Raw genomic sequence first — 26,602 nt, forward strand, 5'->3', positions numbered from 1 at the left:
CTCCTTAAGATATAATTAATTCCCGTTTGGTTAAATCAAAAATCGCGCCTTCACCCAGTGTGTGAAAACGAATATCTGAAATGGTCATGTTCTCTTTATTTTCAGCAACATCTACATAGGAAGAGGTTTTCCCATCAAAAATACTCACATTGAATTCACCGATCACTTCAAATTGGTTGTGTTCACTATTGACCCAAATGGCTGTATTTTCATCAATTCCCACACCGATGATCTGAGGATTTAATGCAATTGCCCTCATCAGCCTTGTAAATCGGTCACGCTGGGAAAAATGCTGATCAATAATGACGTCTTCAAGGAAACCGAAGCCTGAGCCCATTTCCAGGATGGAGACATCTTCTTTTTTTGAAATCTTGGATGATATGATCATCAACCTGCTCATGACAGCAGCGCCAGCACTCGTCCCGCCTATGACCAGTCCCCCCTTCCATTCCTGGAAGCAGTGTTTATAAAAGGTGGTCCCCCCAAGAATGCTTGTGAGTCTTAGTTGATCCCCTCCTGTCATGAACAATCCCGATAGTGATGACAGCTGCTCCTTCAGTGCAGGATTATCCGCTTTCTCCCGTGAATCCAAATGGAGTAATAATGGTTTTGTTCCATGGAGTGTGTGAAACAAGCTTGCGTATTCATTCCCCACTTCTTCAGGATAAGCTGTAGCAGTCGTAACGATCCCGATCGGGCCTTGTCTTGTTTGACATAATGCAGCGAACTTCGATAAGATGACTTTCTCATCCGATTTATCCTCGTTGCCCCCAATGACCAGCAAATCACCTTTTGCCATCCTTCATCAACCTCTTCGCTCTTATTTAATTTTCCAAAGATATAGTTGAAAATTTAAAATATATTTTGTTTTCAACAAAGCATCTATACCACTTTTAACCATTGTTCAAACCTAAGCAAAAAAGAAAATGACCGGGTCCATCCTTATTTAAGGTGGAGCTCGGTCATTTTCCTATCGTTTTGCTTTTTTTCGTTTTCAAATATACGGTAAATTAATTCAAGGGGGGATCCTATGACAAATCCTAAAAACCGTTTAATGATGTGACTGAACATATTTCAAAAATCGAAGGAACCCCATGACTAAACCCGAAATGGGAAGTCTGCCTTTGGGAATTCGGTTCATCGGATACGTAATCATTGCATTCATAGCACTTACGTCTTTATTTGTCATTGTTTTCGGCTTTCTTGATTGAAACCTTGTTAAAGTTTTGACATAGAGATCTCACATTGGAATCGGCCGGTACCTTTAGCCTGAACCAATAAAAATGAAATCTTTATCTATGCACTCTTAAAAACATCCTTATCATTAGATGTCCCACTCCTGTTCGGACTCATACCGATACTCCTCTAACCTAATCCGATTCTCCCCAATGAAATGAACCCCCTCAGCTTCCAAACATAGCCTTTGGTGCATCGCTTGCTCTTCATCCCCGAACCCAATTTCCCCCTTGCTATTCAAAACCCGGTGCCAGGGAAGTTTATACTTTTCACTCATGGAATGAAGGATTCGTACGACCTGCCTGGCAGCTCTCGGACTGCCGGCTAGTGCAGCGATTTGACCGTACGTCATCACTTTACCGGAAGGGATTCCCTGTATGATTTTCACCACTCGTTCAGTAAAAGGTTTCATGCTAATTCACTTCCCGCATCAGGATGATTCCCTATTCTTAACTGCTGTCTCGCAAAGTCACGGTATAAAGGATGGGACGTAAACAACTCCTCATGTGTACCAACTCCAGTCACCCTTCCTTTTTCTAAAAAGACGATCTGATCGGCATCCACGATGGTGGATAAGCGATGGGCAATCACGAGGGTCGTCCGTCCCTTCATTAAGTTCTTAAGGGCTTCCTGCACGACAATTTCCGATTGACTGTCCAGGCTTGAAGTGGCTTCATCCAGCATGAGGATATCCGGGTCCCTCAATAGTGCTCTTGCAATGGCAAGTCGCTGCCGCTGTCCTCCTGAAAGCTTGATCCCTCTTTCTCCAACTTCTGTTTGATAACCGTTAGGGAGGTCCTTGATAAATTCATGGGCATAAGCCATTTTTGAAGCGGCTATCATCTTTTCCTCTGATATATCCACATGGAGCCCGTAAGAGATATTGTCCCCGATCGTTCCCGAATAGATCGGACTATCCTGGGAGACGTAGCCAAGAAGTTCCCTCCATGATTTTAGCGAGTATGAACTGATCGTCTCTTCCCCCAGTAAGATCTCTCCTTGCTGTGGCTTATAGAACTGCTCAATTAATGAAAACAGTGTCGTCTTCCCACTCCCACTCGGACCAACGATGGCCGTCACTTTCCCTTTTTCGGCCGTTATCGTCACATCCTTTAACACTTTCTCCCCTTCTTCATACCCAAACGTCACCCCGTCAAGGACCAGGGCACGATCCGTTTGAGGGACGGACCTACCTTCCTCAAGTTTTTCTTCGTCTAAAGTGAGAATCGATAACACTTTCTCTGTTGCCCCAACTGTTTTCTGGAACTGAGTCACGAACACGATGATCTGGGTGATCGGCATGATAATCTGAAAGAGGTAGATGAAGAAAGCAACAAGTTCCCCGGCCGTCATGGCTCCAGAGGTCACTCGGATACCGCCGAATCCAATAATGAGTACAAGAACGATGATAATTAAAGATGAAACGACTGGAGACATTAACGCTTGAATGATCCCTTCCTTTAATCCGAGGGCATAGAGCTTCTTGATACCTGTTTGTCCTTTTTGAAATTCAATCTCTTCCGCATTGGATGACTTCACGAGACGGATTTCCGAAAGGACTCTCGTTAATATAGCCGAAAAGCTTGCAGTCTCTGTCTGTAATCCCCTTGAGATGTCAGCCATCTTTTTGCCAATTGGGATAAGAAACAAAAGTGACAGTGGTATGATTGAAAACATCACCAGTGTAAGGGGCCAATCTAAATAAAACAGTACGATGATGGCACCTATTACAGAAATGATCCCTGTAATAAAGCCAGTCAGGTGCTCGGTGATCAGGTTCTTGATCACTCCCGTATCACTGGTCATACGGCTGACAGAGTCACCCGTTTCATGTGAATCATAATAAGAAACGGGCAGAACCAGCAACTTTCTCCAAAGCTTTTCTCTCAAGGAGGCAATCACATGCTGCCCGACCCTCGCCAATATGTAAACAGACACTCCTCCTGCTATCGCTTGAACAAAAAAGGCAGCAATCATCCCGATGATGACCCCTTTACTTAGCGAATCTAAACTGAAGTCATCGATCAACTTACTTGTTAATAATGGTATAGCAAGGCCAGCAATCGTTGTAAGCAGGCTCAAGAATATAGAAATGCCAAACAGGGTTTTCGGTGGATCGGTTTCCTTTATTAAAGTAATAAGCTGCTTCCACTTACCCATTTCATATGTAGACTCCATTGTTCTCTCCCTCTCAAATATATACTCTTTTCTATTGTAATATGAAGTTCAGTACTTAGGAAATAATCCCTTCATCAAGTCGGCTTCCTAGAAGATTAGCTCGAATTATATTACACTGGGTATGAACTAATAGAAGGACGTGATAGGTAAAATGGATATTAAATTAATTGCCCTGGATATGGATGGAACACTGGTCAATCACGAAGGAGAAGTATCTCCTGAAAACGCACAAGCCATTCAGCGTGCAAAGGAGAGAGGTATTCATGTGGTGTTAAGTACCGGCCGCTCCCTTTTCACATGCAGGGACATTTCAGATGAGCTTGGCCGTTCATCTTATCTTGTGACCGTGAACGGCGGGGAAATTTACGATCATGAATACAATCTGGTAGATAGCATCCCACTTGATCTTGATCTTGTGAAACAGCTTTGGAAATTAAAAGAAGAGCATGATGTCTACTTCTGGTCTTCCACTTCCCAAGGACTTTTCAATACGAATAAGCCTTTTGATCAGGAGATCGATACCTATAATTGGCTGAAGTTTGGTTTCGATATTCAGGATGATGACGTCCGCAAAGTCATGATGGACGAGCTGGTGAAAAATGAAGCACTTGAAATCACAAATTCTTCCCCGACGAATATTGAAATCAATCCTGCAGGGGTCAATAAGGCAGCGGCTTTGGTAAAGGTTTGCAAATGGCTGGACCTGTCCATGGAACAAGTCATGGCGGTCGGGGACAGTATGAATGATATAGCTATGATTCGTGAAGCCGGTTTCGGAGTTGCGATGGGGAACGCTCAGGAAGCCGTGAAGGAAGCCGCTGACTGGGTCACTGGCATAAATACTGATCATGGTGTTGCCCAGGCAATTGATAGAATACTGTCAGAAATAGAATAAATACTTCAATTATAGTGCCTGATTCAATGTGAATCAGGCACTAAATCTGTCCAGAATGTCTATTCTTTTTATGTTACGTCCATACTGAGTAACAAAAACAAGGATTGTACTAAATATGTATTTAATACTGGTAGTGGTTGTTTATCTGATATTCGCAAAGCTTTTTGTTGATTGGAAGCACTGGAAGGATTATTATCCAACGGTCCAATATTATATTATTTGTAATCTCACATATAACGTAATCTTTTATAACCACACACTTTGGGAATATAAAGCTGTTACTCTGGATTGGCTTAATCATACGTTTATTGACCTCGTCTTCACGTTTTTCATCATTCCAGTTGTCATCATGATTTTTCTGCGTTATTTTCCATATCGAAAAAGGAAGTGGCTGTATCTTACGTGCTGGATTGCCTATTTCACATTACTCGAATACCTTTTTCATAAAAAAGGACTTTTCCTTTATGAAAATGGCTGGAATCTGGGCTGGTCCGCTGTGTTTAATGTCATCATGTTTTCAATCTTAGGATTGCATCATAAAAAGCCATTACTCGCCATCATTATTTCCTTACCTATCATTGCAATTCTATTATTCATTTTCCATCCATCTTTACAAGATCTAAAGTGAGGGTGTTATTATGACTTCCTTTTCTACCCCTGTATTTATTGTCTTAGTTTTAGGAGTTTATTTAGCTATGGCAATATATATCACTTTTTTGAAGAGGAAAGAATAAAAAAAGAAGCACCTCATAGGGTGCTTCTTTTCTTATTTGACGATGATTTCGTCGTTTTCTAGTGAAATGACTACGTCCGTAACACCTTCTACATCAAGAAGTAAATCAGCGATTTTATCTTCCACTCTTTCCTGGATTACACGACGTAATGGGCGTGCACCGAATTCAGGATGATATCCCAGCTCAACGAGTTTACTCTTCGCATCTTCTTCGATGGTTACAGCAATCCCCTGCTCTTTAAGTTCAACCTGCAACTCGTCCAGCATCAGATCAAGGATTTGAAGAAGCTCTTCTTTTTCAAGAGATTCAAATTCAATGATGCTATCAAAACGGTTCAGGAACTCCGGCTTAAAGTAGGCACCGAGGGATTGAAGAATATTCGTTTCTTTAATGGCATCTGTACCCCCTGTATTAAAACCGACCACTGCTTCCTTCTTGTCCGTCATACCTGCGTTACTTGTCATGATGATCACAGTCTCTTTAAAGCTGACCGTTCTTCCCTGACTATCCGTAAGGCGTCCGTCCTCAAGGATTTGCAGGAACATGTGCTGAACATCCGGATGGGCTTTTTCGATTTCATCCAGGAGAATGATTGAGTAAGGGTTCCTTCTGACTTTTTCAGTTAATTGACCGGATTCCTCATGTCCTACATAGCCTGGAGGTGAACCAATCAGTTTGGAAACAGAGTGTTTTTCCATATACTCACTCATGTCTAATCGAAGCATCGAATCCTTAGATCCAAATAACTCTTCTGCCAGTGTTTTTGTCAATTCTGTTTTACCTACACCTGTTGGTCCTACAAAGAGGAAAGTACCGATTGGACGATGCTTCGCTTTCAATCCTGCACGGCTGCGGCGGATCGCTTTTGCTACTTTCTTCACTGCTTCTTCCTGTCCGATCACTTTACCCGCCAGGTTTTCTTCCAGTGCTTTCATTCGCTTCCGATCATCGCTTTGCAGCTTCCCGACAGGAATACCCGTTTTCGATTCAACGATCGTCTGGATAAGTTCTCTTTCTACAAGTGCTTTGGAGTCTGACCCATCTTCACCCATTTTGTTTTCCAATTCTGCTTCTTGATCGCGCAAGATGGCAGCTTGTTCATAGTTCTCTTCTTTTGTTGCCAGATCCTTCTTCTCTCTTACATCGTTCAATTTTTTTAGAAGGGCAGTCTTGTCTTTACCCTCTGACTGTAGATTTACTTTAGAACCTGCTTCATCCATTAAATCAATGGCCTTATCCGGTAAGAATCGATCCTGAATATATCGATGGGATAGTTTCACACAAGCCTCGATGGCCTCATCTGTAAATTCGACCCCATGATAGTCTTCATATTTATCTTTTAATCCTCTAAGGATCTCAATAGCTTCTTCAGGTGTCGGCTCGTTTACCATAACCGGCTGGAAACGACGCTCAAGTGCTGCGTCTTTTTCAATTTGGCGGTACTCCTTCAATGTGGTAGCCCCGACTACTTGCAATTCACCCCGGGCTAATGCAGGTTTTAAAATGTTCCCTGCGTCCATGGAACCTTCCGCGGAACCGGCACCAACTAATTGATGGATCTCATCAATAAATAACATCACGTTTTGGCGATTCTGAAGCTCACTGATGATGGCTTTTAAACGTTCTTCAAAAGAACCGCGAACGCCTGTACCTGCAGTTAATGAAGCCACATCCATCACATACACTTCTTTATTTAACAACTTGGAAGGAACATCACCTGCTACAATCTTAAGGGCCAACCCTTCAGCGATAGCCGTTTTACCCACGCCGGGCTCACCGATGAGTACCGGGTTATTCTTATTACGGCGATTTAAAATTTCAATGACGCGGTCCACTTCTTTATCCCGGCCGATAACAGGATCAATCAATCCAGCTTTGGCTGCTCCTGTGACATTGCGTCCAAACTGATCGAGAACGCCATTTCCTCCATTTCCGCCTTGCTGTGGAGATGATTGCTGATTGTGGAAGCCATGGTTTGAGTTTCCACCCATGCTCATCCCTTTAAACAACTCATCAAGTGGAAATCCTCCATGTATTCCAGAAGGTGTTTGCTGCTTTTGAAAGCAAGCTGAACACATCTTCATACTTGACTTATGACCATTGACTTGCTTATACACTTCAACCGTTGCTTGATTGTGTTGACATACTTGACATTTCATTAAACATTACCTCCTGTAGTAGTGTTTATATTAATAATTTTGTAGATTGTATGATGAATAAGGTCAGTGTGTTTAGTATTCTTTTAAAATATATTTGACTTTGACTTTCTTTGACCTTATAACGATAGTATACTTTGACCTTTTTTGACTTTCAAGATTTTTGCTTATGGGAATTTTTTCATTTTCAAATCCGATTTGCCTGTTGATTGAAGAGTATAGTAGGTGTAACGAAGTGAATCAAGTGATTGATTTGGAGGATGGAAAGTGGTTTGGACTCCATATATATAAAATGAGGCTGAGACAATTTTGCCCCAGCCTCACTTCTCAAATTAAGTCATCAGTCTTCCTGTTAAATCTTATACTAATTCTCGATCCCAATGACGATGTTCTGCGATGGCTGCTGTGAATTCTTTTGCAAATGACTTCATGTCTTCCCCGGTTACCACACCAGAGCCGCTGACACCCGCTTCTTCCAACCAGTGTATCCCTTCATGGGTTGCACCGATCGGTTTGAAATGAGAATACGCTTCTTTGACAAAATAGGCTGTATCTTGAGAGAACTTTTTATCTACATTCTCCCCGCCTACTACGTAAAGGCTATCAAATAACACGGATTCCCCTGTCAAGAAGGTATGGTCCACTTCAAGCTCCGTACCGTCATCCCCTTTTCTCATCCCCAGCTTGTCACTGATGATTTCAGGCTGGATGCCATCTTTTTTAAGAGCGGACAGAACCATTTTCACTTCGTCCCCTTTAAAGCCGCTTCCTACGATGACTCCAACTTTACGGGTAGCAGGTTTCTTAATCGTATTTTCCTGGCTTAAAGCTGGAGAAGATTTGGTTACCTTTGAACCTTCTCCGCTTGGAACTTTCGCGCTTATCGCTTCTGCAAAGCCTTTTGCCAGATCCAGACTTACATTGGCAAACATATCGACTACCTGTTGCTGAACCGATTTGCTCTTCACTTTTCCAAGCTCGAAACTGAAGGCTTGAATGATATGCTCTTTCTCAGGCTCACTCATGCTATTCCAGAAGAGAGTAGCCTGTGAGAAGTGATCTTTGAAGCTTTCACTTCTTGCCCGTACTTTACGCCCTTCCATCTTCTCCTGGTAATGAGTGTAGCCACCTTCTTCCTGACTCGCAGGGGCTGGAGTATTTTTAGCCAGTGAGTTGTTATGGTAGCTCACCCGGCCCTTGTTAATCGTATGACGGCCATAACCATCACGTTGATTATTGTGGAATGGGCATACCGGTCGGTTAATAGGAAGCTCATGGAAGTTAGGTCCACCGAGGCGGATCAATTGTGTATCAGTATAGGAGAATAAGCGTCCTTGTAATAGCGGATCATTTGAGAAATCGATCCCGGGAACAACGGAACCAGGATGGAAAGCCGCTTGCTCCGTTTCAGCAAACACATTGTCCACATTGCGATTAAGGGTCATTTTCCCGACGATTTTCACCGGAACTTCTTCTTCTGGCCATAGCTTGGTAGGATCAAGAACATCAAAGTCAAAGTTAAACTCATCTTCTTCCTTAATGAGCTGAACTCCCAGCTCGTACTCTGGATAATCGCCATTTTCAATGGATTCATACAAATCACGGCGGTGGAAATCCGGGTCTTTCCCGTTGATCTTCTGAGCCTCATCCCAAACGAGAGAGTGAGTCCCCAATACAGGCTTCCAGTGGAACTTCACAAAATGTGCCTTCCCTTCCGCGTTCACAAGGCGGAAGGTATGGACCCCGAATCCTTCCATCATACGCAGACTGCGTGGAATCGCCCGATCGGACATGGCCCACATGACCATATGAGCGGACTCCTGGTTATTCGCTACAAAATCCCAGAACGTATCGTGGGCAGAAGCTGCCTGAGGCATTTCATTATGTGGTTCCGGTTTGAGTGCATGAACTAGATCCGGAAATTTAATCGCATCTTGAATGAAAAACACAGGAATATTGTTTCCGACCAGGTCATAATTGCCTTCTTCCGTATAAAATTTGGTAGCAAATCCACGTGCATCACGCACTGTTTCTGCGGAACCCTTGGATCCGGCTACAGTTGAAAAACGTACAAAGACAGGGGTTTTCGTTGAAGTGTCCTGAAGAAATTTAGCCCGGGTGTATTCTTTCATAGAATCATAGAGTTCGAACTCTCCGTGGGCAGCAAAGCCTCGTGCATGGACAATCCGTTCAGGTATGCGCTCATGGTCGAAGTGAGTCATCTTCTCACGGAAATGGAAATCCTCCATTAATGTTGGCCCCCGTTCACCTGCCTTCAAAGAAAACTCATCTTCTGAAACCTTCAATCCTTGATTGGTTGTGAGATGCTTTCCTTCATCCTCCACGCGATACTGTTCAAGCTGTTCATCCTTGCTCTTCTCATTCACTTTCGTACGGCGATCGTCTCCCATTCTTTCATCCCTCTCAACGGTTATTAATGTTTACTATGTAAAACATTTCTGTTTCTTTAGTACCCTTGGACCCCTTCTTTAAACATTTATTGGGCAGTTGAAACGGGCAATTTTTAAAAATTTTCCAATAACACTTTACTAACGTAACATTGTTCTGTTAAACTGTAATCAAAGTAACGTAACAATGTTTTGTTACGAGAAGAGGTGACCCCTCAATGGAACAAGACCTTATTTCTAAGAAGGAAGTATTGGAGCTCACCGGCATATCCTATGGACAGCTTTACCGGTGGAAACGAAAGAATATCATACCTGAAAGCTGGTTTATCAAAAAATCCAGCTACACCGGTCAGGAAACGTTCTTTCCAAGGGAAAAGATGCTTACACGCATCGATACGATCAAAGAGATGAAGGATGGCTACTCCTTGGATGAGCTTTCGGAATTCTTTTCCCCCAATCCCACTAAGATTGAAATCAGTGAAGAAGAATTACGCTCACACAACCTTCTTTCGGAACACACGATAGAACTCTGTACATCGCTATTAGGGGTGAAAAACGCATATGAATTCCCGGACATTCTAAATATGATGATTACAGAGAAGGCACAAAGGTTACAGGTTCCAAAAGAACAACAGCAAACCTTATTCCTCTTTCTTCATGAGAAGTTCACTCCACTTAAAGAATCTACCCTCGAACTTATCGGTATCCGAAAAGGAGAGGCATATATATGGATGCTACTGCCCCTCCCTTCAGACTTTCTGGTGGACCATTTGGCTCAGGTCGTGTTGAGATTCGATTTACAGCAAATGATGGAAGAATTGAAAATGACGTTAACGAATACGAATGGGATCTAACGTCCCTGAACTGGAGGAGAAATGCATGAATACAGTGGAAAAGAAAGAACTGCATGACTTGAAGATCAGTGGATCCGGTACGTCCGGCGGTGGAAGATTTGATGCAGTTAAGATCAGTGGAAGTGGAAAAATCGCCGGCGACATCGACTGCCGTGAGCTTAAAATTTCGGGTTCCGGTACGATTACAGGTGATGTAAAAGCTGGATACATTAAAACGAGCGGTTCTTCCACCATTAAAGGTGATACAAAAGCAGAAACGATTACAACAAGTGGAAGCTCCAAATATGAAGGCTCGGTGATGGCTGCTGAAATGAACACAAGTGGTTCAAGCAAAGTATTGAAAGACCTTATCTTTAAGACATTTAAGGTGAGCGGTTCATGTAAGGTCGGAGGAAAGATCCAAGGGGGATCGATTAAAGCAAGCGGCTCTTTAAGAGTAGAAAAGGATTGTGAAGTCGAAGCCTTCTCATCTTCCGGCTCGGTCCATATCGAGGGGCTGCTCAACGCTGACCGGATTCAAATCGAAATCAATCATGAATCCTCGATTAAAGAAATCGGTGGCGAAACGATTGCGGTGACTCATCATAATTCCAACGGACTGATTAAACAGATGGTGAACTTCCTTCTCCAAAAGGAGGATTACTTATATTCAGAACTGATCGAAGGTGACGAGGTGTTTCTTGAGAACACGAAGGCGAAACTGGTCCGTGGTAAGAATGTTGTGGTCGGTGAGAATTGTGACATTGATACGGTTGAATATTCAGGCAGCCTGGATATGAAGCAAAATAGTCGAATCAGGGAAAAAGTGAAGATTTAAATGATCGTTTAACTGAGCACAGGGATGGGTTTAATCATCTCTGTTTTTTTATGTGAATCCCCGTCTTTACAATTCATTAACATGCATGATCGAAATTTCATATTTTTATTCTGAATGTTCTGCTATATTAATAGGTATATAGTACAATCCTACTTGATAGCTGGAGGTCATTATGACTCGTCTTACCGATCATCTGATTGTCATATCTTTCGATTGTTTATCTGCTTTGGATTACCCCACTCTAAAAGGTCTTCCTCACTTCCAAGAACTGCTTGCCAAAGGGTCCTTTTGCAAAAATGTTGAGACCATTTATCCTTCTGTGACATATCCTTGTCACGCCACCATTGTCACCGGTAAGCTTCCCAATCGTCACGGTGTTGTGAATAATACTCTCATTCAGCCCGGCCGGGTTTCCCCGGATTGGTACTGGCATCGGCGACATATAAAGAGTACCACTTTGTATGACGAAGCCAAGAAAGCAGGTATGACCACTGCCGCTCTACTTTGGCCTGTGACTGCGAAAGCGGACATTGATTATAACATGCCCGAGATCTTCGCCAATCGGCCATGGCATAATCAAATCCTTGTTTCCCTTTTCAATGGAAGTCCTCTCTATCAATTACACATGAATCGTCTCTTCGGTCACATACGGGAAGGCCTGAATCAACCTGAACTTGATGATTTCGTTCTGGAATCGACGGTTGACACGATCAAAAAGAAGCCCAACCTATTACTTGTGCATTTTACGGATCTTGATACACAGCGTCATTACCATGGGTTTTCTTCAGGAGAAGCACATGCGGCCATACGCCGCCATGATGCCCGTTTGGGAAGAATCATGAAAGCATTGAAGGACAACGGCATCTATGAAGAGTCTACGATTGTCGCTCTTGGGGATCATAGTGCGTTGGATGAATCAAAGGCTATACAATTAAACGTTCTTTTAAAGGAAAATGGGTTGATCACAGTGAATGACCATGGAAAGGTCATCGACTGGAAAGCATATTGCAAAGGATGTGATGGCTCTGCCTATGTGTACGTGAAGGATACTGAAACGAAACATGCCGTTCAAACCCTTTTGCAGCAATTGCATATGGATCCATCTAACGGAATTGAAGATATTCTCAATGGGGAAGAAGCCGGGAGAAAAGGAGCCGATGAACATTGTTCGTTCATGCTCGAAGCACGACATGGTTTTTACTTTAAAGATACATTAGCAGGATCCTTCATTCATGTCATCACCCCGGAGGATGTGGATGAAAAGCGTTATACGTATGGATCTCACGGATATTCTCCTGACAAAGAAGACTACTCCACCATCTTCATGGCTTCCGGAAAAGGCATCCGGTCAAATGTTGAAATTCCATTTATGCATTTAGTCGATGAAGGCCCAACACTTGCACGCCTTCTGGGCCTTAACCTGGGTGAGACAGATGGAAAAGTGATCGAAGAATTGCTGGATATATAAAGAAAAGATTTTGTTTCCTTAGGGGGAAGAAAAATGAAGCGTTTTTCAAAAGAAGAAAGCAGCTGGATCTTTTATGATTGGGCAAATTCAGCGTATTCCATCATCATTTCGACCGCAGTCTTTCCGCTATTTTATAAGGCTGCCGCTACTAATGCAGGGGTCAGTGCCGCCAATTCAACCGCTTACTTAGGGTACACCATTGCGATTGCCACCTTTATTCTCGCTATGATCGGTCCGATTCTCGGAACGATTGCCGATTATGAAGGATACAAGAAGAAATTCTTTACCTTCTTCTTTGCCCTGGGTGTCATATTCACTGCCCTGCTTGCTTTCGTTCCAAGTGATCAGTGGCTGCTTCTGTTAATTTTTTATACAGTGGCAGCGGTCGGTTCAGCAGGCTCCAATGTTTTCTATGATGCCTTTTTAACTGACGTAACGACAGAAGAACGGATGAACCGGGTGTCATCCCGTGGATTTGGATTCGGCTACATCGGAAGCACGATTCCTTTTATCATAAGTATCGCCATCATCATATTGTCTCAAAATGGGGTACTTCCTTTCTCTGTTACCATTGCGAGTAAAATCGCGTTCATCATTACCGCTTTATGGTGGGGACTATTCGCCATTCCATTACTAAAAAATGTCCACCAGCGCTACTTTATCGAGCGTGAAAAGAATCCCGTTGCCAATAGCTTTAAGCGTCTAGGTAGAACGATGAAAGAAATCAGGAAATACCGTGCATTATTTTTGTTTCTTCTTGCTTATTTCTTTTATATCGACGGAGTCGGCACCATCATTACGATGTCCACGGCCTACGGAACGGACCTAGGGATCACATCCACTAATCTCTTGATCATTCTGTTTGTTACTCAGGTGGTGGCTGGGCCTTTTGCAATTCTTTACGGAAGGCTGGCAGAGAAATTCACGGGGAAAAAGATGTTGTATGTAGGGATATTCGTTTATATCATCGTCTGCATTTACGCTTACTTCCTGGAGACCACAATGGACTTCTGGATCCTTGCAATGCTCGTTGCTTCTTCCCAAGGTGGCATACAGGCACTTAGTCGGGCTTACTTTGCAAAATTAATCCCGAAGAAGAACGCAAATGAATTTTTTGGTTTTTACAATATCTTTGGTAAATTCGCCTCGATCCTAGGACCTTTGTTAGTGGCAGTGACCGCCCAGGTGACAGGCGAGTCCAATAGCGGTGTTTTCAGTCTCGTTGTCCTCTTCATCATCGGACTTGTCATTCTTGCCTTCGTCCCTGAGCCAAAAGGAGATGAGATTGAGAAGCCTACTATTGTATAAAAAGAGAGCCTGAACGCATATGTTCAGGCTCTTCCCTTTTTTTAAAATGTATGAGCGGCATCCTTCGCCCTTGAAATGGCATTCTCTTTGACCTCTTGTGCTTTATCAGGCATCGCCGCATGCCCCTCCACAAATACGCCCTCAAAGGAAGGTACACCGAAAAATTGCATGATGATGTCCAGATAACGATGACCCATTTCCATGCTGGCTGCAGGTCCTACTGAGTAAACCCCTCCTCTTGCCTGGATATGAATCGCTTTCTTGTCTGTCAATAATCCTACAGGTCCCTGGTCTGTATACTTAAACGATTTACCGGCAACTGCCACAGAGTCGATATACGCTTTCATCACTGGTGGAAAGGAAAAGTTCCATAATGGGGTAACGAACACATATTTATCAGCAGAAATAAACTGTTCTGATAACTCATTGAGGCGATTCACTTTCAACTTTTCTTCTGATGAGAGCTCCTCAAACCCTTTTCCCGTTTGCAGTTTCCCCCATCCACTAAACACATCAGCGTCTATATGGGGAATATGTTCACGATACAGATCGATGTGAACGATTTGATCGTCAGGATTCACCTCTTTATATGTATCCATAAATGCTTTTGCTACCGCCATGCTGTATGATTGTGTATCATCATGGGGATGTGCCGTAATATACAATACTTGTGCCATTCTTCATCCATCCTTTACTCATAATATTCGCCGTATTATTTTGTGAAGAAAAGATGGAATTATCCAAGTTTCGCTGATATAAACAAAAAAAGAATGCTGTCTGATGGACAACATCCAATTCTTGATCGGGTTAAGTGATTACTACTCTTCTTCCCGGACCGCTTCAAAGGGGTTTCCCCCGATATTTTTTCTCATTTCGTCTGTTAGTTCAAATGGAGTGTTCTCTTGTGTTTCTCCTGCTGCGAAATGGTGACTGCCATCAAAGTGAAATGGTTTACCTTCCAATGTCGGCACCTCCGTTTTTACTGTAGTATTACCTTTATGTACAGGTCTATTCAGTTCGTCCCAAGTTGTCTGCAGACAGACCTTTTACCCAGTAGTATCTACTTATTATACTATTTATTTTTCCAGAATATATCCTTTTTCCCAATTTTATATTGATATTTTTTATTTTCCAATATAACTACCTGCTCATGGGAAGCTTTGGCCGCTTGTTTCGTTTCCCTAACGAGGTGATAAATAAGTTCGTGACATTGCTGTGCCCCCTTCACAAGTAGGGGAACACCGATCCAATCGATTCCAAGCTCCCTGGAAAGGAATCCCCCGGCGGTCATGAGGGGAGGAACAGTCGGCGAGGTGTTGGAAATGATGACTTTCTCCTTTTCTCCGTATCTTCTAAGGAGGATGGTACTCAAATCAGTCAGTGCCGGTACGACATACTTTGATGATCTCCTTCCTATTGTATATACGGGGTTATTCTCTTCGTCCATCCCGCGAAAAAGGATTTGTCCTGCCTCTTTTTTCGTCAGCTGGTTGAAGTAAGGTATATCGAGGATGACGTTCTTAGTTAATGGGCTTTTTGAAGGCTTTAAAATGTGCAGGTGATATGCTGCTGCAAGAGAGGTTGTATGAGTCCCGCCAAAATCATTGTAAATGTATATCATTGAACCACCCTATCGGAGATACCTTTTCCTTCAGTATGGGCAGAAAGAAAGAGGACTATCCACATTGCCATTTGCAGGTAGTTTTTATATTCCCCTGTGTCTACCGGATGATTATCCCGTTAATAAAAAAAACAGAGCCATCTACATCTGATGGCTCTGTTTTTCTTTTAGGAATCTTTTTTGTTTTCTTCTGATGACGATTTCTTCAAGGGTACCGGATCCACAGACGACTCCAAGCACGATGAACACCAATCCGATCAGGTGGTAAAACGTCACGGTTTCATTAAGGAAAATGGCCGCTCCAACCAGGGAGAAAAAGGTGTTGAGGTTCAGGAAGATCGATGTTTCGGCGGCTCCAATTTTTCCAATCGTATGGTTGTAAATCATGTGCCCTACTGCCGTTGCTAAAATGGCAGAAGCAAAGAATAAAAACCATATGGATCCTGTGGCACTTCCCACTTCTTTTAATGCCCCCGGTTCTGTAACCAGACTAATGGCAAACAAGACAATGGAGCCGAACACCATCATATACCCCGTAAGTAATCGGGGGTCCAACGTTTTGGCTGCCCTGCTGATGATGATAAAACTTAAGGCCTGTGAAAAGATGGAGATAAAGATAAACAGGTCCCCGGTCTTAAGGCCGCCTAATCCCTCTCCCCCCGACAACACTATGATCGTCACCCCGACACTCCCGGATAGAAATCCGAGGATTTTAATCACCGTAGGTCGGTTTCGAAGGATGATCGTCGCCATTAAAGCCGTCAACAACGGTCCCGTTCCCAGGATCAGTCCCCCATTAGTCGACGATGTTCCGGTCAACCCAACTGATAAAAAATAATGATGACTGACGACATTCAACAATCCACCCGAGATAATGAACAAGAACTCTTTGGCCGTTGGTTTTCTAATTTTCCCCATGATACCAAGAATGATAAATACGGTAATCCCTGCCGTTAAGATGCGAAGGGATGTAATCGTTACAGGCGTAAATTCGCTCACCAATACCTTTAATGCAGGCACATTAAAGCCCCAAATCAACATGATGAACACAAGTATCAAATACGTTTGCCACTTTTTCACTTCTCCCTGAGGCCTTCTTTCTTTATTTAGTATTCCCCCATCATAGCACCGGGTGACGTTCTCTGCCAGAAAATCATTTCGATTCGTGAAACAATTTTAGCACACGACATTCTTCCTTAACCCGGACTATGCTATAGTAAAGGTCGAAAGGGGTTTTAAAAATGACAAATCAACAACTACCGCCAAAAACGTGTACGATCGACCGTCTGGTTACTAAAGCTGAGGACGTTGAGAAAGTGATTAAGGGTGAGAAAACGGCAACCCGCAGAAACGGACGATACGCTGATATTGGAGAAATCATGGAGCTTCAAGGAAAGAAATACATAGTAGAAAGCGTCTACTCCCAATCACTTGGTGAGCTGACAGATGATCAAGCCAAGCAGGAAGGCTTTAATACGGTGGAGGAGTATAAAGAAACGATCCTCTCTTATCACCCCGGCATGCCATGGCACCCCAGCATGAAAGTATGGGTGCATGAATTCACATTAGTGAACGAATAGAGTACGACGGATGGAGTATTTATTTTACAGAACGCTCATCTACCTTCATGTGATCAGCGTCGTGGCTTCCATCGGCCCATTCTTCATCCTATTGCCGATGATGAAAAAATTACGGACCGCTTCTGAGTCCGTCCTTCCTTCGTACTTGGACACGTTCCGCTTCACTGTCCGACTTTCCAAGCATGCGGGACACGTGCTTGTCGGGACAGGAATCCTCCTGGTTCTGCTAGGACCTTGGACGTGGACTACACCGTGGATCATCATGACCCTGGTCATCATGTTCTGCTCCCTGTTCTTTCTCGCAAGAGCGTTCTCACCGACACTACGGAAGTTTGCAGAGAAGGACGCCGACCGGGAATGGCTGGTGGGTAAATTAAACAGAACAGTATGGACTTATCTCATTCTTTTGCTCGCGATGCTGTGGTTTATGGTCGTGAAGCCGAATTTGTGGGTGTAATGGAGCTGACTCAAAGCGTGTACCAGGTACAATGGATGTCATTTGTACCTGGTACACGCTATTTTTGGAAATGGAATTACATTAAAGATTGAAGCCTCGAGGACCACACTCCCGTGAAGACCCCCTCACCATTAATCTCTCCGTACTGCTACAGTCCTTATCTTAAAAATAAAATAATAATACTTATACACAATGATCAAACTCAGGATCACCTTAACAATCAGACTATCCGATAAAATCAGCGGTATGAGAATCATGATGTCTGAAAAAATAAGCAGCGTAATCTTCTGCCGCAGTGTCATTGATCGATGACGAATAAAGCCTTCTAAATGCTTCTTATACACACTGGTGCCTTTAAACCAGACTTCAAATCGTTCGGATCCCCTCACAAAGAAAAAGGATGCCAACAATAGTAATGGAGTTGTCGGGATTAGCGGCAGCACGATGCCTACAACCCCGATCCCCATAAATAAAAAACCTGCTAATATATAAATCATTTTCTTAATCTTCTTTATTACGGCCACTCCCTTTTACCCGTTCGTTCCCTCTCTATTCTATTGATGATGATTGAAGCTTTCAAGAAACAAAAAGAACCTGACCTTGATGCAGCACACTCTCACCAAAATCAGATCCTCTCTTCTATTCATTCCCCCTATTCTCTTTTCCCTTCGACTCCAAAACCTTCATAAAATAAGCCGTCGGAAGCAGCAATCCGATAGCTGCTTCAAGCAGTGCAAAGAATCGGATATGGCCTGTCGGGATATAGTCTCCGTACCCGACTGAAAGGATCGTCACCCCGCTATAATAGAGATAATTGAGAAATGTATGCTCCACCGGCTTGCCACTGGGTGAACTGACACGCAGCATGGGATTATCAATTGACAGGGCATAATAGAGGACAGCAAATGCAATCATGATGCCGAGAAGTACGAAAAACAGCTTATAAAATAGCGTTGTACTAAAATAACTGTATTTGAAATGCTTATCCTTAAAGAAATAGATTAAGTTTACCAGTATGAATATGATGGCTCCGATTGTGACGATACTTGCCAAAACGTTGTGAATCCTCCTCTTTTATGAACTATTTTTCATATACCACGTGTTGTATGTTTAAAACTCATCTATAGTAGATTCTCGTCTCCCCTTGTACAAACCCATCAACTCTTTTATTCTAGTAATAATAGAATTTTCCGAAAAGAAGGAACCCATGATGAAAAAGTTCTCACTTCAATCTAAGATTATCGTTATTGTATTGGCACTTCTTTCGATTTTGATTTTATCCCTGTCGATTATTTTCTTTAGAATGTTATCAGACACGCTGACGGATTTGAAAGGAAAGCAAGCCTTGGCGGTGGCACAGTCTGTATCCAAGATGCCTGCTGTCATCGAAGCCTTTAAGACGAATCAGCCGGAAGAGATCATCCAGCCTCTGGTAGAAGATATTCGAAAAGAAACAGGGGCCACCTTTATTGTTGTAGGCAATAGAGACTCTGTCCGATACTCTCACCCCATGCCTGAACGGCTCGGGAAAAAGATGGTAGGTGGAGACAATGAAAGAGCCTTAATAAGGGGTGAATCTTATGTTTCTCATGCACGGGGATCATTAGGACCATCTGTGAGAGGAAAAGTTCCTATAAGAAACGATCAAAAAGAAATCATCGGGGTAGTGTCAGTCGGATTTCTTGAAGACAGTATCCATGACATCGTCATTCCCTATCGTACTAAGGTACTGATACTTGTTGGCGTCATTCTGTTATTCGGAATCATCGGCTCCTTTTTTATAGGGAAAGGAATCAAAAAAGCTATTTTTGGTTTGGAGCCTGCTGAAATCGCCATGCAGTTCAAGGAAAAGCGGGCGATCATCGAATCGGTCAGGGAAGGAATCATCGCAATCGATCAACATGGATCAATTACGGAAATAAATGCTAAAGCCCACAGTATCCTGGCTCTTGATCATCAATCCTCCAATAGGGGGAGACATATTCTGGAAGTCATTCCCGATACGAAAATGATGGATGTTCTAAAAACGCGGGAAAGCCAGCTGGATGATGAGATTTTGTTGAATCATCATGATCTCATCGTCAACAGGCTCCCTATTCTTGAAGAGGACGAAATCGTCGGAGTGGTAGCCAGCTTCAGGAGAAAAGATGAAATCGATCAGCTCACTAAGGAACTTTCCCAGGTGCAGGAATATGCAGGCATATTGCGCTCACAGACACATGAATACAGGAACAAACTGAATACGATTGCAGGTCTCATTCAACTTCACCATCACGAAGAGGCATTAGCCCTCATACAGGAGGAATCCTCTGGATATGAAGACTTAATTCAATTTCTATTGAAAGCGGTTCCTGATCCTGTCCTGGCAGGTCTGATCATTGGGAAATATAATCGCTCTCAAGAGTTGAAGGTCTCTTTCTCGATTCATCCTGATAGTTCAATTACAACGCCACTTATAGATGTGCAGCAAGAAAAATTGATTACCATCATAGGGAATATCCTTGATAATGCCTTTGAAGAAGTCTTATTCCAGCCATTGCATAACAGGCGGGTTCAATTGTTTATGACTGATTTAGGTGATGATTTTATTTTTGAAATTGAAGACAGCGGTGCGGGAATCCAGGATATAGACTCTGTATTTGAAAGGGGCTATTCTACAAAAGCCGGCAAAGACAGGGGCATCGGACTTCACCTGGTGCAAAGAAGTGTGGAGCATCTGAACGGGTACATGACAGTGGAAGATAGTGAACTTGGGGGAGCTTTGTTTACCGTCAGTATTCCAAAGCAACATTAGGGGGAGAAAGTATTGCGTAAGTGGAACGTACTCATTATAGAAGATGATATTCAAACAGCTGAAATCAACGGTCAGTATATCGCCCAAATGGACAGATTTCAGGTTGGCGGAATCGCCACTACCATCGAAGAAGCAAAAAAGGTTTTACCCGTCATTAAACCTGACTTAATCTTACTTGACGTCTACTTTCCTGATGGAACCGGGAGTGACTTTTTATGGGAGATCAGAAAGCATTATCGCAGCACGGACGTCATCCTGGTCACAGCAGCAAAGGAAACGGAACATATCTCCAATGCCATCCGTGGCGGGGCATTCGATTATATTCTGAAACCCATTATCTTTAACCGATTTCAGGATACTCTACTAAAATATCAACAGTATAAAGAAAGAATGAATGATTCTCAAGTCGAAAGCCAACATGAAGTGGATACCCTATTTAATAGAAAGAAAAGCACGAGTACTATTCAAACCGTCCAACAACCGCCGAAAGGGATCGATACGCTTACATTGGATTCCATACTCAAAAGGATAGCAAACACCGATCATGGTCAAGGTTTTACGGCTGAGGAAATGGCAGGGGAAGTCGGCGTGACCCGTACAACGGCCAGACGCTATCTGGAGTATCTTGTTTCACAAAAGAAGATTAAAGTGGAGCTTACATATGGAGGTGTCGGGAGACCCCAGAGAAAATATTTCTTTCAAAAATAATAGAAAAGCAGTGAGGTTCTGAGGCCTTCACTGCTTTTCTATTGATTATGCTTCTTTTTTCAGATCCTGGGCTTCCGTAGCCTTCCCTCTTCTCGTAATTCCTAAGATGGTAGGCAGAACAAGGGAAAGGAATGAAACAATCAGTAATCCGATGGTGATATTACTTTGAAAAAACACACTGTAAGACCCGTTTGAAATCGTCATCGCCTGTCTGAACGATTGCTCCATCATTCCACCCAGAATAAACGCAAGAATAAATGGTGGAGCAGGGAATTTGAACATTTTCAATAAGTAGCCTAACACGCCAAATCCTACAAGCAAGTACAGATGGAACGTATTGAAGCTGACTGCGTATACCCCTATTAAACAGAACACAATGATCAGGGCGATCAATAGCTGCTTCGGAATATATAAGATTTTTGCCAGTACCGGGATAAGGGGTAAGTTAAGGATCAAGAGAAAAAGGTTCCCGATATACATACTTGCGATGACTCCCCAGAATACGTCGGGGTGATCCTGAAGCATCAATGGACCGGGCTGCACCCCCACAACAAGTAAGGCACCCAGTAATACAGCAGTCGTTCCAGACCCTGGGATACCTAAAGTTAATAACGGAACAAACGCCCCGCTTGTCGCAGCATTATTGGATGTTTCAGGAGCGGCAAGTCCCTTGATATTCCCTTTTCCAAAGGAAGATGGATCTTTGGATAAACGCTTCTCTGAAATATAGGAAAGGAATGAAGCGATCGTTGCCCCTGCTCCAGGCAGGACTCCCAGAATAAAGCCAAGGACGGAATGACGGCCAATCGGGCCTGCCATCTCCTTTAATTCCTTCTTCTCAAGCTTTAAACTTCCAACAGCACTCTTCCCTTTCAATGTATTTTCATTCCGTGAGATAATTAATTGACAAACCTCGGATAATGCAAATAACCCTAAAGCAATGATCAGAAAGTCGATCCCCTCTAATAACCCCGGGTTTCCGAATGTGAAACGCTGTGTACCTGTTTGCTGATCAATCCCGACAGTTGCGATGATCAATCCCATCGTCGCCGAGATCAGTGCTTTATTGGTGGAGCCTTCAGATAAACTCGATATCGCTGTCAGGCCAAGAAGCATCAGTGCGAAATACTCAGTAGGGCCAAACGTAATGGCAAGCTTAGCCATATAAGGGGCGACCAGCATAAGTGCCACCACACTTATCGTTCCACCTGCGAAAGACGATATGGCCGCTATGGCGAGGGCTTTGCCTGCCTTCCCCTGCTTTGCCATTGGATATCCGTCAAATGCTGTTGCGACAGTCCCTGAAATTCCAGGCGCATTTAATAGAATCGAAGAAGTAGATCCACCGAACACTGCACCGTAATATACCCCTGCCATCAGAATCAAGGCGGAAGCCGGAGACATTCCATAACTAAGGGGAATCATGATCGCAATGGCGCTGATCGGACCCAATCCAGGAAGCATCCCGATAATCGTACCAGCCAATACCCCAATAAAGGCGAAAAATAAGTTTTCCGGGGTGAAAGCTACTTGAAAACCATATAATATACTTTCAATCATGCCCGTCACCTCCTAAAAGGGTAGAATCCCCTGTGGTAATGTAATGTTGAGTAAATAGTTAAAAGAATAATACATGATGCTTGAAAACAGAAAGGCCACTAATACGGTAGTGAGCTTCTTTTTAAATCCCAATACAAATGGGATGACTAACAAAAATAGAATAGTAGATAATAAAAATCCGATTGGTTCCAGTAAAAAAATATATACGAGCAGTGCTCCTAATACCGATAACAAAATGATGACATCTTCTTTTTTCACATAACGTCTTTTCCTATCTTCTTCCGTATCATCCTTCGCCTGGAAGAACAAAACAACTGCTAAAATAATGAGCAGGAAGCCAAGCCCTTTCGGAAGGACGTCACTATCGATAGTGGCGTATGGAAATGCGGGAAGCTGAAAACTGAGAGCTAAATAGATGCCGGCAAAAACTAGTAAAAGTATTGAGATGATCCGATCTGGTTTTGTCCTCATGTGATTCACTCCTAATCATGAAAAGGAAGGAGCAGATGTTTCTGCCCCGGGTCCCATTATTTTTTCAAACCGATTTCCTCCATTAATGCTTCAATTTCTTTGTACTCTTCATCCAGGAAAGCACCGAACTCTTCTGAAGACATGTAATTGTCCGTCCAGCCAAACTTGTCCCGCATTTCCTTCCACTGTTCCGTTTCAATCATGTCTTTAAACGCTTTCTCATAATAAGCAACGGCATCGGGATCCATATCCTTTGGACCTAAGAATCCACGCCACACAACAAATTCATCATCAATCCCCTGTTCTTTTAACGTCGGGAACTCTGAAACCGTATCTCCTTCCAAACGTTCGGGAGCTGTAATCGCAAGAACCTTCACCTTGCCTGCACGGGCTTGTTCAGAAGCTTCCGCAAGGCCTGTCGAGTACACATCCACTTTTCCACCGAGGAGCATGCTCATTCCGGATCCGTCTTGAGCGGAAACATATTTCAGCTTTTTAACATCGACACCTGCTGCCTTCACAGCTTTTACGAACTGCATATGATCCATGCTTCCCGGTGAAGAAACCCCTACGATGGATACTGATGCCGGGTCCTTTTTTAATGCATCGACAAGGTCATTCATCGTATCGTAAGGTGAATCCGCGTCTACAACGAAGGCTGCATAGTCAGCGATCACCCCGGCTATAGGTGTAAAATCTTCATGAGACAATGACGACTGTCCATTAAGCGGGACAAAGAACATCGGTGGAGACGTGACGAACATCGTGTGGTTATCTCCTTTTTTACTATCAATATATGACCAGCCGACTGAACCGCCGCCACCCGGTTTATTGACTACAGCCATGCGCTCTTCAATGATTTTCTGTTCCTCCATCAACTTTGAAACGGTCCTGGCTGTCGTATCCCATCCTCCGCCGGCACCAGCAGGAGCAACTACTTCAATTGGTTTAGAAGGTGTCCACTCTCCATCACTTTCGCCATTACTTGCATAATCGGAGCCCCCACATGCAGTGGTTACGACTAGTAAACTTGATAAAAGAATAGCCATGATACCTGTTTTCATTTTCATCAACCATTTCCCCCTCTGATTATTATTGATAACGCTTTCATTATAGAAAATTCAGAAACTTATTAGAATAAATCGTAAATAAGCGGCAAAAGAAACTTTGTGGGTATATTGTTTATAAAGTTCACGGAATTTACTTATGCCTTATTTATCGGCTAAAACTAATTAAACCCTTTCGAAAAATCCACATATGATAAAGCAACTTCTTTATATGGAGAAAGGTGAGAGCAATGTTTAATCAACCATTCAGTATGTATAGACCGATACACGGAGGCGGAGGGCATGCGAGCTGGGGCAATGGACACGGGCACGCCACTTGGGGACACGGAACAAGTTGGAACCAGGGAGGAAATTGGAATCACGGAGGGAACTGGGGTTATCATCCAGGATTCGCTGCGGGAACGGTTACTGGATTGGCCGTAGGGGCTGCTGCTTCACCGGGTCCTTACCCTGTACCGGTTCCAGCTTATCCTTACCCATATCCGTACCCATACCCATATCCACCTCCCTACCCGCAATCTTAATAAAAGAAAAAGCTCCATCTCCCAGTAAAAAAGAGATGGAGCTTTTCTTTCATTATAGGTATCTATCCTTCATTGATTAAATAGTACCAGCACAAATTGGAAATGTTTATCTTAAAAATAATAGCAGTTCAAAATTTCATCTATTGTGATACTATAGATTAGTTAGTGTTTCGTTCATAGATTAGTAGAATCAAGGAGGAACTGAATATGGATTTCTTATTTCCACTTGGACTTGCCATCTCATCCGGCGCCATCATTGCACTATTAAAAATCATTGCAATCGATATCATACTATCCGGGGATAACGCGATCGTCATCGCTATGGCAACGAGAGGATTACCGAAAGAACATCAAAACAGAGCGATTTTCTGGGGAACGGCAGGAGCTGTCATCCTTCGCATTTTCTTTGCAGCCATTATTGTTTACTTATTAAAGATTCCTTATGTCCATCTGATCGGCGGGGTCCTGCTTTTATGGATCGCCTACAAAGTACTGGTTGAAGGTGAAGAAGAAGCCAATATTAAATCTCACACCGGACTTAGACAAGCGATCACGACCATCATTATCGCAGATGCCGTCATGAGCCTTGATAACGTTGTGGCCGTTGCTGGTGCAGCACATGGACATATCGGAATGATTGCCCTTGGCGTATTCATCTCGATTCCGATTATGATATTCGGATCAAAAGCGATAGTCAGAGTACTTGAAAAGTACCGCTGGATTGCCTATCTAGGCGCAGGAATTCTAGCTTTTACAGCAGGGGAAATGATTGTTAGAGACGAGAAATTCCTAGACTTACTTAATATCCATCATGGACCAATCACTTATGCCATCACGATTGGGTTGACTGCTGCCGTGTTACTTGTGGGTTATTTAATCAATAAGCGTGCAGAGGCAGATCATAATGGGAACGTTCAACAATATAACGCATAATCAAAAAAGATGCTTACATGTGTAGGCATCTTTTTGTTATGCGGAGGAACCTTTGGGAAATACTAAATGGCAGTTGAAAGAAGTGAGGACGTGTTCGTTTGGATTTCTTTATAAGTCAGGAATCACTGACAGCACTGGAATGGATTTTACGTGCTGTCATTGGGTTCATCTTTTTAATTGTCATAGCTAAATTAATGGGGCAGCGATCCATTTCACAATTAAGGTTCCTTGATTTTGTTATGGCCCTCTTAATAGGGAACATCATGGCTCACCCTTTGTCCGACGAAGGACTGGGATTGAAAGGCTCCATGCTTACTATGGGTACATTGGTCGTTCTCTACCTGATTGGGGTATATATCAGTCTGCATTCAACCTTTATACGAAAAATACTCGATCCTCCCCCTATCCCATTGATTGATAATGGGGTAATCCTGTATCAGAATCTCAAGAAAGCACGAATACCCTTGGACAGCCTTTTGTCTGAATTAAGAATGCAGCAGACCGAGGAAGTCGAGAATGTGGCGTTGGCCCTGTGGGAAACCGGCGGAGAAATCTCCATATTCCTCAAACCGCCATACCAGCCTGTGACTCAAAAGGACTTATCCCTGTCGCCAAAGGGATTCAATCTCCCCATGCCTATCATTGAAGATCGGAAAATTAATCAAACTCTCTTACTGGAGCTGGATAAGGATGAAAACTGGCTGCATGATCAGCTAAAGACCCTTTACAATGTCAGCGTGCACGATGTATTACTTGCCACGATCGATAAACAAGAGCATATTAAGATTTATTTGTATAAATAAAGCTCTCTCCGCATGTGGAGAGAGCTTTAA

Annotated in this window: 27 protein-coding genes; 13 read left to right on the top strand and 14 right to left on the bottom strand. The window is 43.1% G+C overall.

The annotated features are described in order from the left end of the window. Positions 1 to 4: 4 nt before the first annotated feature. From TV75_RS15605 to TV75_RS15615, 3 genes are all read right to left on the bottom strand, one after another. The gene (locus tag TV75_RS15605) at positions 5 to 799 is read right to left on the bottom strand and encodes a cyanophycinase (RefSeq protein ID WP_044339728.1); all 795 of its coding nucleotides are present in this window, start codon (positions 797 to 799) and stop codon (positions 5 to 7) included. A gap of 525 nt (positions 800 to 1,324) precedes the next feature. Beyond that, positions 1,325 to 1,648 carry an MGMT family protein gene (locus TV75_RS15610; protein ID WP_044339729.1) on the bottom strand — a complete coding sequence of 108 codons (324 nt, stop codon included), beginning with the start codon at positions 1,646 to 1,648 and terminating at the stop codon, positions 1,325 to 1,327. Continuing rightward, positions 1,645 to 3,414 (bottom strand): ABC transporter ATP-binding protein, encoded by a 1,770-nt coding sequence (locus tag TV75_RS15615; RefSeq protein ID WP_044339730.1) that lies wholly within the window; start codon positions 3,412 to 3,414, stop codon positions 1,645 to 1,647. The genes TV75_RS15610 and TV75_RS15615 overlap by 4 nt, the downstream gene beginning before the upstream one ends. Before the next feature lie 151 nt (positions 3,415 to 3,565). Here TV75_RS15615 and TV75_RS15620 point away from each other — a divergent pair, with 151 nt between their 5' ends. After that, entirely contained in the window at positions 3,566 to 4,309 is a 744-nt protein-coding gene (locus TV75_RS15620; protein WP_044339731.1) for a Cof-type HAD-IIB family hydrolase, read from the top strand. A 115-nt stretch (positions 4,310 to 4,424) separates the two neighbouring features. Further along, positions 4,425 to 4,937: a CBO0543 family protein gene (locus TV75_RS15625; protein WP_044339732.1), complete on the top strand. Its 513-nt coding sequence runs from the start codon at positions 4,425 to 4,427 to the stop codon at positions 4,935 to 4,937. 138 nt (positions 4,938 to 5,075) lie between these two features. Here TV75_RS15625 and TV75_RS15630 read toward each other — a convergent pair whose 3' ends face one another. Together TV75_RS15630 and TV75_RS15635 are read right to left on the bottom strand one after the other, a co-directional pair. After that, the gene (locus tag TV75_RS15630) at positions 5,076 to 7,202 is read right to left on the bottom strand and encodes an ATP-dependent Clp protease ATP-binding subunit (protein WP_044339733.1); all 2,127 of its coding nucleotides are present in this window, start codon (positions 7,200 to 7,202) and stop codon (positions 5,076 to 5,078) included. Between the two features lie 356 nt (positions 7,203 to 7,558). Further along, positions 7,559 to 9,610, bottom strand: a complete 2,052-nt coding sequence (locus TV75_RS15635) for a catalase (RefSeq protein ID WP_044339734.1) — start codon at positions 9,608 to 9,610, stop codon at positions 7,559 to 7,561. A 215-nt stretch (positions 9,611 to 9,825) separates the two neighbouring features. Here TV75_RS15635 and TV75_RS15640 point away from each other — a divergent pair, with 215 nt between their 5' ends. The 4 genes from TV75_RS15640 to TV75_RS15655 all read left to right on the top strand — a co-directional run bounded on the left by TV75_RS15640 (position 9,826) and on the right by TV75_RS15655 (position 14,054). Continuing rightward, the gene (locus TV75_RS15640) at positions 9,826 to 10,461 is read left to right on the top strand and encodes a DUF4004 family protein (protein ID WP_044339735.1); all 636 of its coding nucleotides are present in this window, start codon (positions 9,826 to 9,828) and stop codon (positions 10,459 to 10,461) included. Between the two features lie 25 nt (positions 10,462 to 10,486). Continuing rightward, positions 10,487 to 11,278: a polymer-forming cytoskeletal protein gene (locus TV75_RS15645; protein WP_044339736.1), complete on the top strand. Its 792-nt coding sequence runs from the start codon at positions 10,487 to 10,489 to the stop codon at positions 11,276 to 11,278. Between the two features lie 172 nt (positions 11,279 to 11,450). Further along, entirely contained in the window at positions 11,451 to 12,746 is a 1,296-nt protein-coding gene (locus tag TV75_RS15650; protein WP_044339737.1) for an ectonucleotide pyrophosphatase/phosphodiesterase, read from the top strand. A 33-nt stretch (positions 12,747 to 12,779) separates the two neighbouring features. After that, on the top strand, positions 12,780 to 14,054 hold the full coding sequence (locus TV75_RS15655; protein WP_044339738.1) for an MFS transporter: 1,275 nt from the start codon (positions 12,780 to 12,782) through the stop codon (positions 14,052 to 14,054). Between the two features lie 41 nt (positions 14,055 to 14,095). Here TV75_RS15655 and TV75_RS15660 read toward each other — a convergent pair whose 3' ends face one another. The 4 genes from TV75_RS15660 to TV75_RS15670 form a co-directional block, all read right to left on the bottom strand. After that, the gene (locus tag TV75_RS15660) at positions 14,096 to 14,731 is read right to left on the bottom strand and encodes an FMN-dependent NADH-azoreductase (protein WP_044339739.1); all 636 of its coding nucleotides are present in this window, start codon (positions 14,729 to 14,731) and stop codon (positions 14,096 to 14,098) included. A gap of 141 nt (positions 14,732 to 14,872) precedes the next feature. Next, a complete protein-coding gene (locus TV75_RS22155; protein WP_172655788.1) occupies positions 14,873 to 15,016 on the bottom strand; it encodes a hypothetical protein in 144 nt (47 codons plus the stop codon). 110 nt (positions 15,017 to 15,126) lie between these two features. After that, positions 15,127 to 15,675: a DUF3189 family protein gene (locus TV75_RS15665; protein WP_044339740.1), complete on the bottom strand. Its 549-nt coding sequence runs from the start codon at positions 15,673 to 15,675 to the stop codon at positions 15,127 to 15,129. A gap of 141 nt (positions 15,676 to 15,816) precedes the next feature. After that, positions 15,817 to 16,755 carry a DMT family transporter gene (locus TV75_RS15670; RefSeq protein WP_044339741.1) on the bottom strand — a complete coding sequence of 313 codons (939 nt, stop codon included), beginning with the start codon at positions 16,753 to 16,755 and terminating at the stop codon, positions 15,817 to 15,819. A 161-nt stretch (positions 16,756 to 16,916) separates the two neighbouring features. On the opposite strand from TV75_RS15670, the gene TV75_RS15675 reads away from it, so the two are divergent. Beyond that, positions 16,917 to 17,255, top strand: a complete 339-nt coding sequence (locus TV75_RS15675; protein ID WP_044339742.1) for an ASCH domain-containing protein — start codon at positions 16,917 to 16,919, stop codon at positions 17,253 to 17,255. Between the two features lie 10 nt (positions 17,256 to 17,265). Further along, positions 17,266 to 17,712: a hypothetical protein gene (locus TV75_RS15680; RefSeq protein ID WP_044339743.1), complete on the top strand. Its 447-nt coding sequence runs from the start codon at positions 17,266 to 17,268 to the stop codon at positions 17,710 to 17,712. Between the two features lie 131 nt (positions 17,713 to 17,843). Here TV75_RS15680 and TV75_RS15685 read toward each other — a convergent pair whose 3' ends face one another. Next, a complete protein-coding gene (locus tag TV75_RS15685; protein ID WP_172655790.1) occupies positions 17,844 to 18,209 on the bottom strand; it encodes a YbaN family protein in 366 nt (121 codons plus the stop codon). Positions 18,210 to 18,351: 142 nt separating this feature from the next. Continuing rightward, the gene (locus tag TV75_RS15690; RefSeq protein ID WP_044339744.1) at positions 18,352 to 18,765 is read right to left on the bottom strand and encodes a potassium channel family protein; all 414 of its coding nucleotides are present in this window, start codon (positions 18,763 to 18,765) and stop codon (positions 18,352 to 18,354) included. Between the two features lie 154 nt (positions 18,766 to 18,919). Between TV75_RS15690 and TV75_RS15695 the strand changes: the two genes are divergently transcribed. Together TV75_RS15695 and TV75_RS15700 are read left to right on the top strand one after the other, a co-directional pair. Continuing rightward, complete coding sequence (locus tag TV75_RS15695) at positions 18,920 to 20,506, top strand: ATP-binding protein (RefSeq protein ID WP_082051314.1); 1,587 nt, start codon at positions 18,920 to 18,922, stop codon at positions 20,504 to 20,506. Positions 20,507 to 20,518: 12 nt separating this feature from the next. After that, positions 20,519 to 21,214, top strand: coding sequence for a response regulator (locus TV75_RS15700; protein ID WP_044339746.1), 696 nt, complete (start codon positions 20,519 to 20,521; stop codon positions 21,212 to 21,214). A 45-nt stretch (positions 21,215 to 21,259) separates the two neighbouring features. Here the strand turns inward: TV75_RS15700 and TV75_RS15705 are convergent, their stop codons facing one another. Genes TV75_RS15705 through TV75_RS15715 form a run of 3 tightly spaced genes read right to left on the bottom strand, consistent with a single transcriptional unit; the run spans position 21,260 to position 24,309 of the window. Then, positions 21,260 to 22,774, bottom strand: a complete 1,515-nt coding sequence (locus tag TV75_RS15705) for a tripartite tricarboxylate transporter permease (RefSeq protein WP_044339747.1) — start codon at positions 22,772 to 22,774, stop codon at positions 21,260 to 21,262. 12 nt (positions 22,775 to 22,786) lie between these two features. Further along, positions 22,787 to 23,245: a tripartite tricarboxylate transporter TctB family protein gene (locus TV75_RS15710; protein ID WP_044339748.1), complete on the bottom strand. Its 459-nt coding sequence runs from the start codon at positions 23,243 to 23,245 to the stop codon at positions 22,787 to 22,789. A gap of 56 nt (positions 23,246 to 23,301) precedes the next feature. Next, entirely contained in the window at positions 23,302 to 24,309 is a 1,008-nt protein-coding gene (locus tag TV75_RS15715; RefSeq protein ID WP_044339858.1) for a tripartite tricarboxylate transporter substrate binding protein, read from the bottom strand. A 233-nt stretch (positions 24,310 to 24,542) separates the two neighbouring features. On the opposite strand from TV75_RS15715, the gene TV75_RS21615 reads away from it, so the two are divergent. The 3 genes from TV75_RS21615 (at position 24,543) to TV75_RS15725 (ending at position 26,572) form a co-directional block, all read left to right on the top strand. Beyond that, on the top strand, positions 24,543 to 24,836 hold the full coding sequence (locus TV75_RS21615) for a hypothetical protein (RefSeq protein WP_082051315.1): 294 nt from the start codon (positions 24,543 to 24,545) through the stop codon (positions 24,834 to 24,836). A 207-nt stretch (positions 24,837 to 25,043) separates the two neighbouring features. Next, positions 25,044 to 25,769, top strand: a complete 726-nt coding sequence (locus tag TV75_RS15720; RefSeq protein ID WP_044339749.1) for a TerC family protein — start codon at positions 25,044 to 25,046, stop codon at positions 25,767 to 25,769. Between the two features lie 98 nt (positions 25,770 to 25,867). After that, the gene (locus TV75_RS15725) at positions 25,868 to 26,572 is read left to right on the top strand and encodes a DUF421 domain-containing protein (RefSeq protein ID WP_044339750.1); all 705 of its coding nucleotides are present in this window, start codon (positions 25,868 to 25,870) and stop codon (positions 26,570 to 26,572) included. Positions 26,573 to 26,602: the final 30 nt, after the last annotated feature.

Source organism: Rossellomorea aquimaris (assembly GCF_000935355.1).
Classification (GTDB): domain Bacteria; phylum Bacillota; class Bacilli; order Bacillales; family Bacillaceae_B; genus Rossellomorea; species Rossellomorea aquimaris_B.

Bases quoted from the DNA above. Each gene is read 5' to 3' on its own strand.
- TV75_RS15605 (WP_044339728.1), bottom strand. From the start codon at position 799: ATGGCAAAAGGTGATTTGCTGGTCATTGGGGGCAACGAGGATAAATCG.
- TV75_RS15610 (WP_044339729.1), bottom strand. From the start codon at position 1,648: ATGAAACCTTTTACTGAACGAGTGGTGAAAATCATACAGGGAATCCCT.
- TV75_RS15615 (WP_044339730.1), bottom strand. From the start codon at position 3,414: ATGGAGTCTACATATGAAATGGGTAAGTGGAAGCAGCTTATTACTTTA.
- TV75_RS15620 (WP_044339731.1), top strand. From the start codon at position 3,566: ATGGATATTAAATTAATTGCCCTGGATATGGATGGAACACTGGTCAAT.
- TV75_RS15625 (WP_044339732.1), top strand. From the start codon at position 4,425: ATGTATTTAATACTGGTAGTGGTTGTTTATCTGATATTCGCAAAGCTT.
- TV75_RS15630 (WP_044339733.1), bottom strand. From the start codon at position 7,202: ATGAAATGTCAAGTATGTCAACACAATCAAGCAACGGTTGAAGTGTAT.
- TV75_RS15635 (WP_044339734.1), bottom strand. From the start codon at position 9,610: ATGGGAGACGATCGCCGTACGAAAGTGAATGAGAAGAGCAAGGATGAA.
- TV75_RS15640 (WP_044339735.1), top strand. From the start codon at position 9,826: ATGGAACAAGACCTTATTTCTAAGAAGGAAGTATTGGAGCTCACCGGC.
- TV75_RS15645 (WP_044339736.1), top strand. From the start codon at position 10,487: ATGAATACAGTGGAAAAGAAAGAACTGCATGACTTGAAGATCAGTGGA.
- TV75_RS15650 (WP_044339737.1), top strand. From the start codon at position 11,451: ATGACTCGTCTTACCGATCATCTGATTGTCATATCTTTCGATTGTTTA.
- TV75_RS15655 (WP_044339738.1), top strand. From the start codon at position 12,780: ATGAAGCGTTTTTCAAAAGAAGAAAGCAGCTGGATCTTTTATGATTGG.
- TV75_RS15660 (WP_044339739.1), bottom strand. From the start codon at position 14,731: ATGGCACAAGTATTGTATATTACGGCACATCCCCATGATGATACACAA.
- TV75_RS15665 (WP_044339740.1), bottom strand. From the start codon at position 15,675: ATGATATACATTTACAATGATTTTGGCGGGACTCATACAACCTCTCTT.
- TV75_RS15675 (WP_044339742.1), top strand. From the start codon at position 16,917: ATGACAAATCAACAACTACCGCCAAAAACGTGTACGATCGACCGTCTG.
- TV75_RS15680 (WP_044339743.1), top strand. From the start codon at position 17,266: ATGGAGTATTTATTTTACAGAACGCTCATCTACCTTCATGTGATCAGC.
- TV75_RS15685 (WP_172655790.1), bottom strand. From the start codon at position 18,209: ATGATTTATATATTAGCAGGTTTTTTATTTATGGGGATCGGGGTTGTA.
- TV75_RS15695 (WP_082051314.1), top strand. From the start codon at position 18,920: ATGATGAAAAAGTTCTCACTTCAATCTAAGATTATCGTTATTGTATTG.
- TV75_RS15705 (WP_044339747.1), bottom strand. From the start codon at position 22,774: ATGATTGAAAGTATATTATATGGTTTTCAAGTAGCTTTCACCCCGGAA.
- TV75_RS15710 (WP_044339748.1), bottom strand. From the start codon at position 23,245: ATGAGGACAAAACCAGATCGGATCATCTCAATACTTTTACTAGTTTTT.
- TV75_RS15715 (WP_044339858.1), bottom strand. From the start codon at position 24,309: ATGAAAACAGGTATCATGGCTATTCTTTTATCAAGTTTACTAGTCGTA.
- TV75_RS21615 (WP_082051315.1), top strand. From the start codon at position 24,543: ATGTTTAATCAACCATTCAGTATGTATAGACCGATACACGGAGGCGGA.
- TV75_RS15720 (WP_044339749.1), top strand. From the start codon at position 25,044: ATGGATTTCTTATTTCCACTTGGACTTGCCATCTCATCCGGCGCCATC.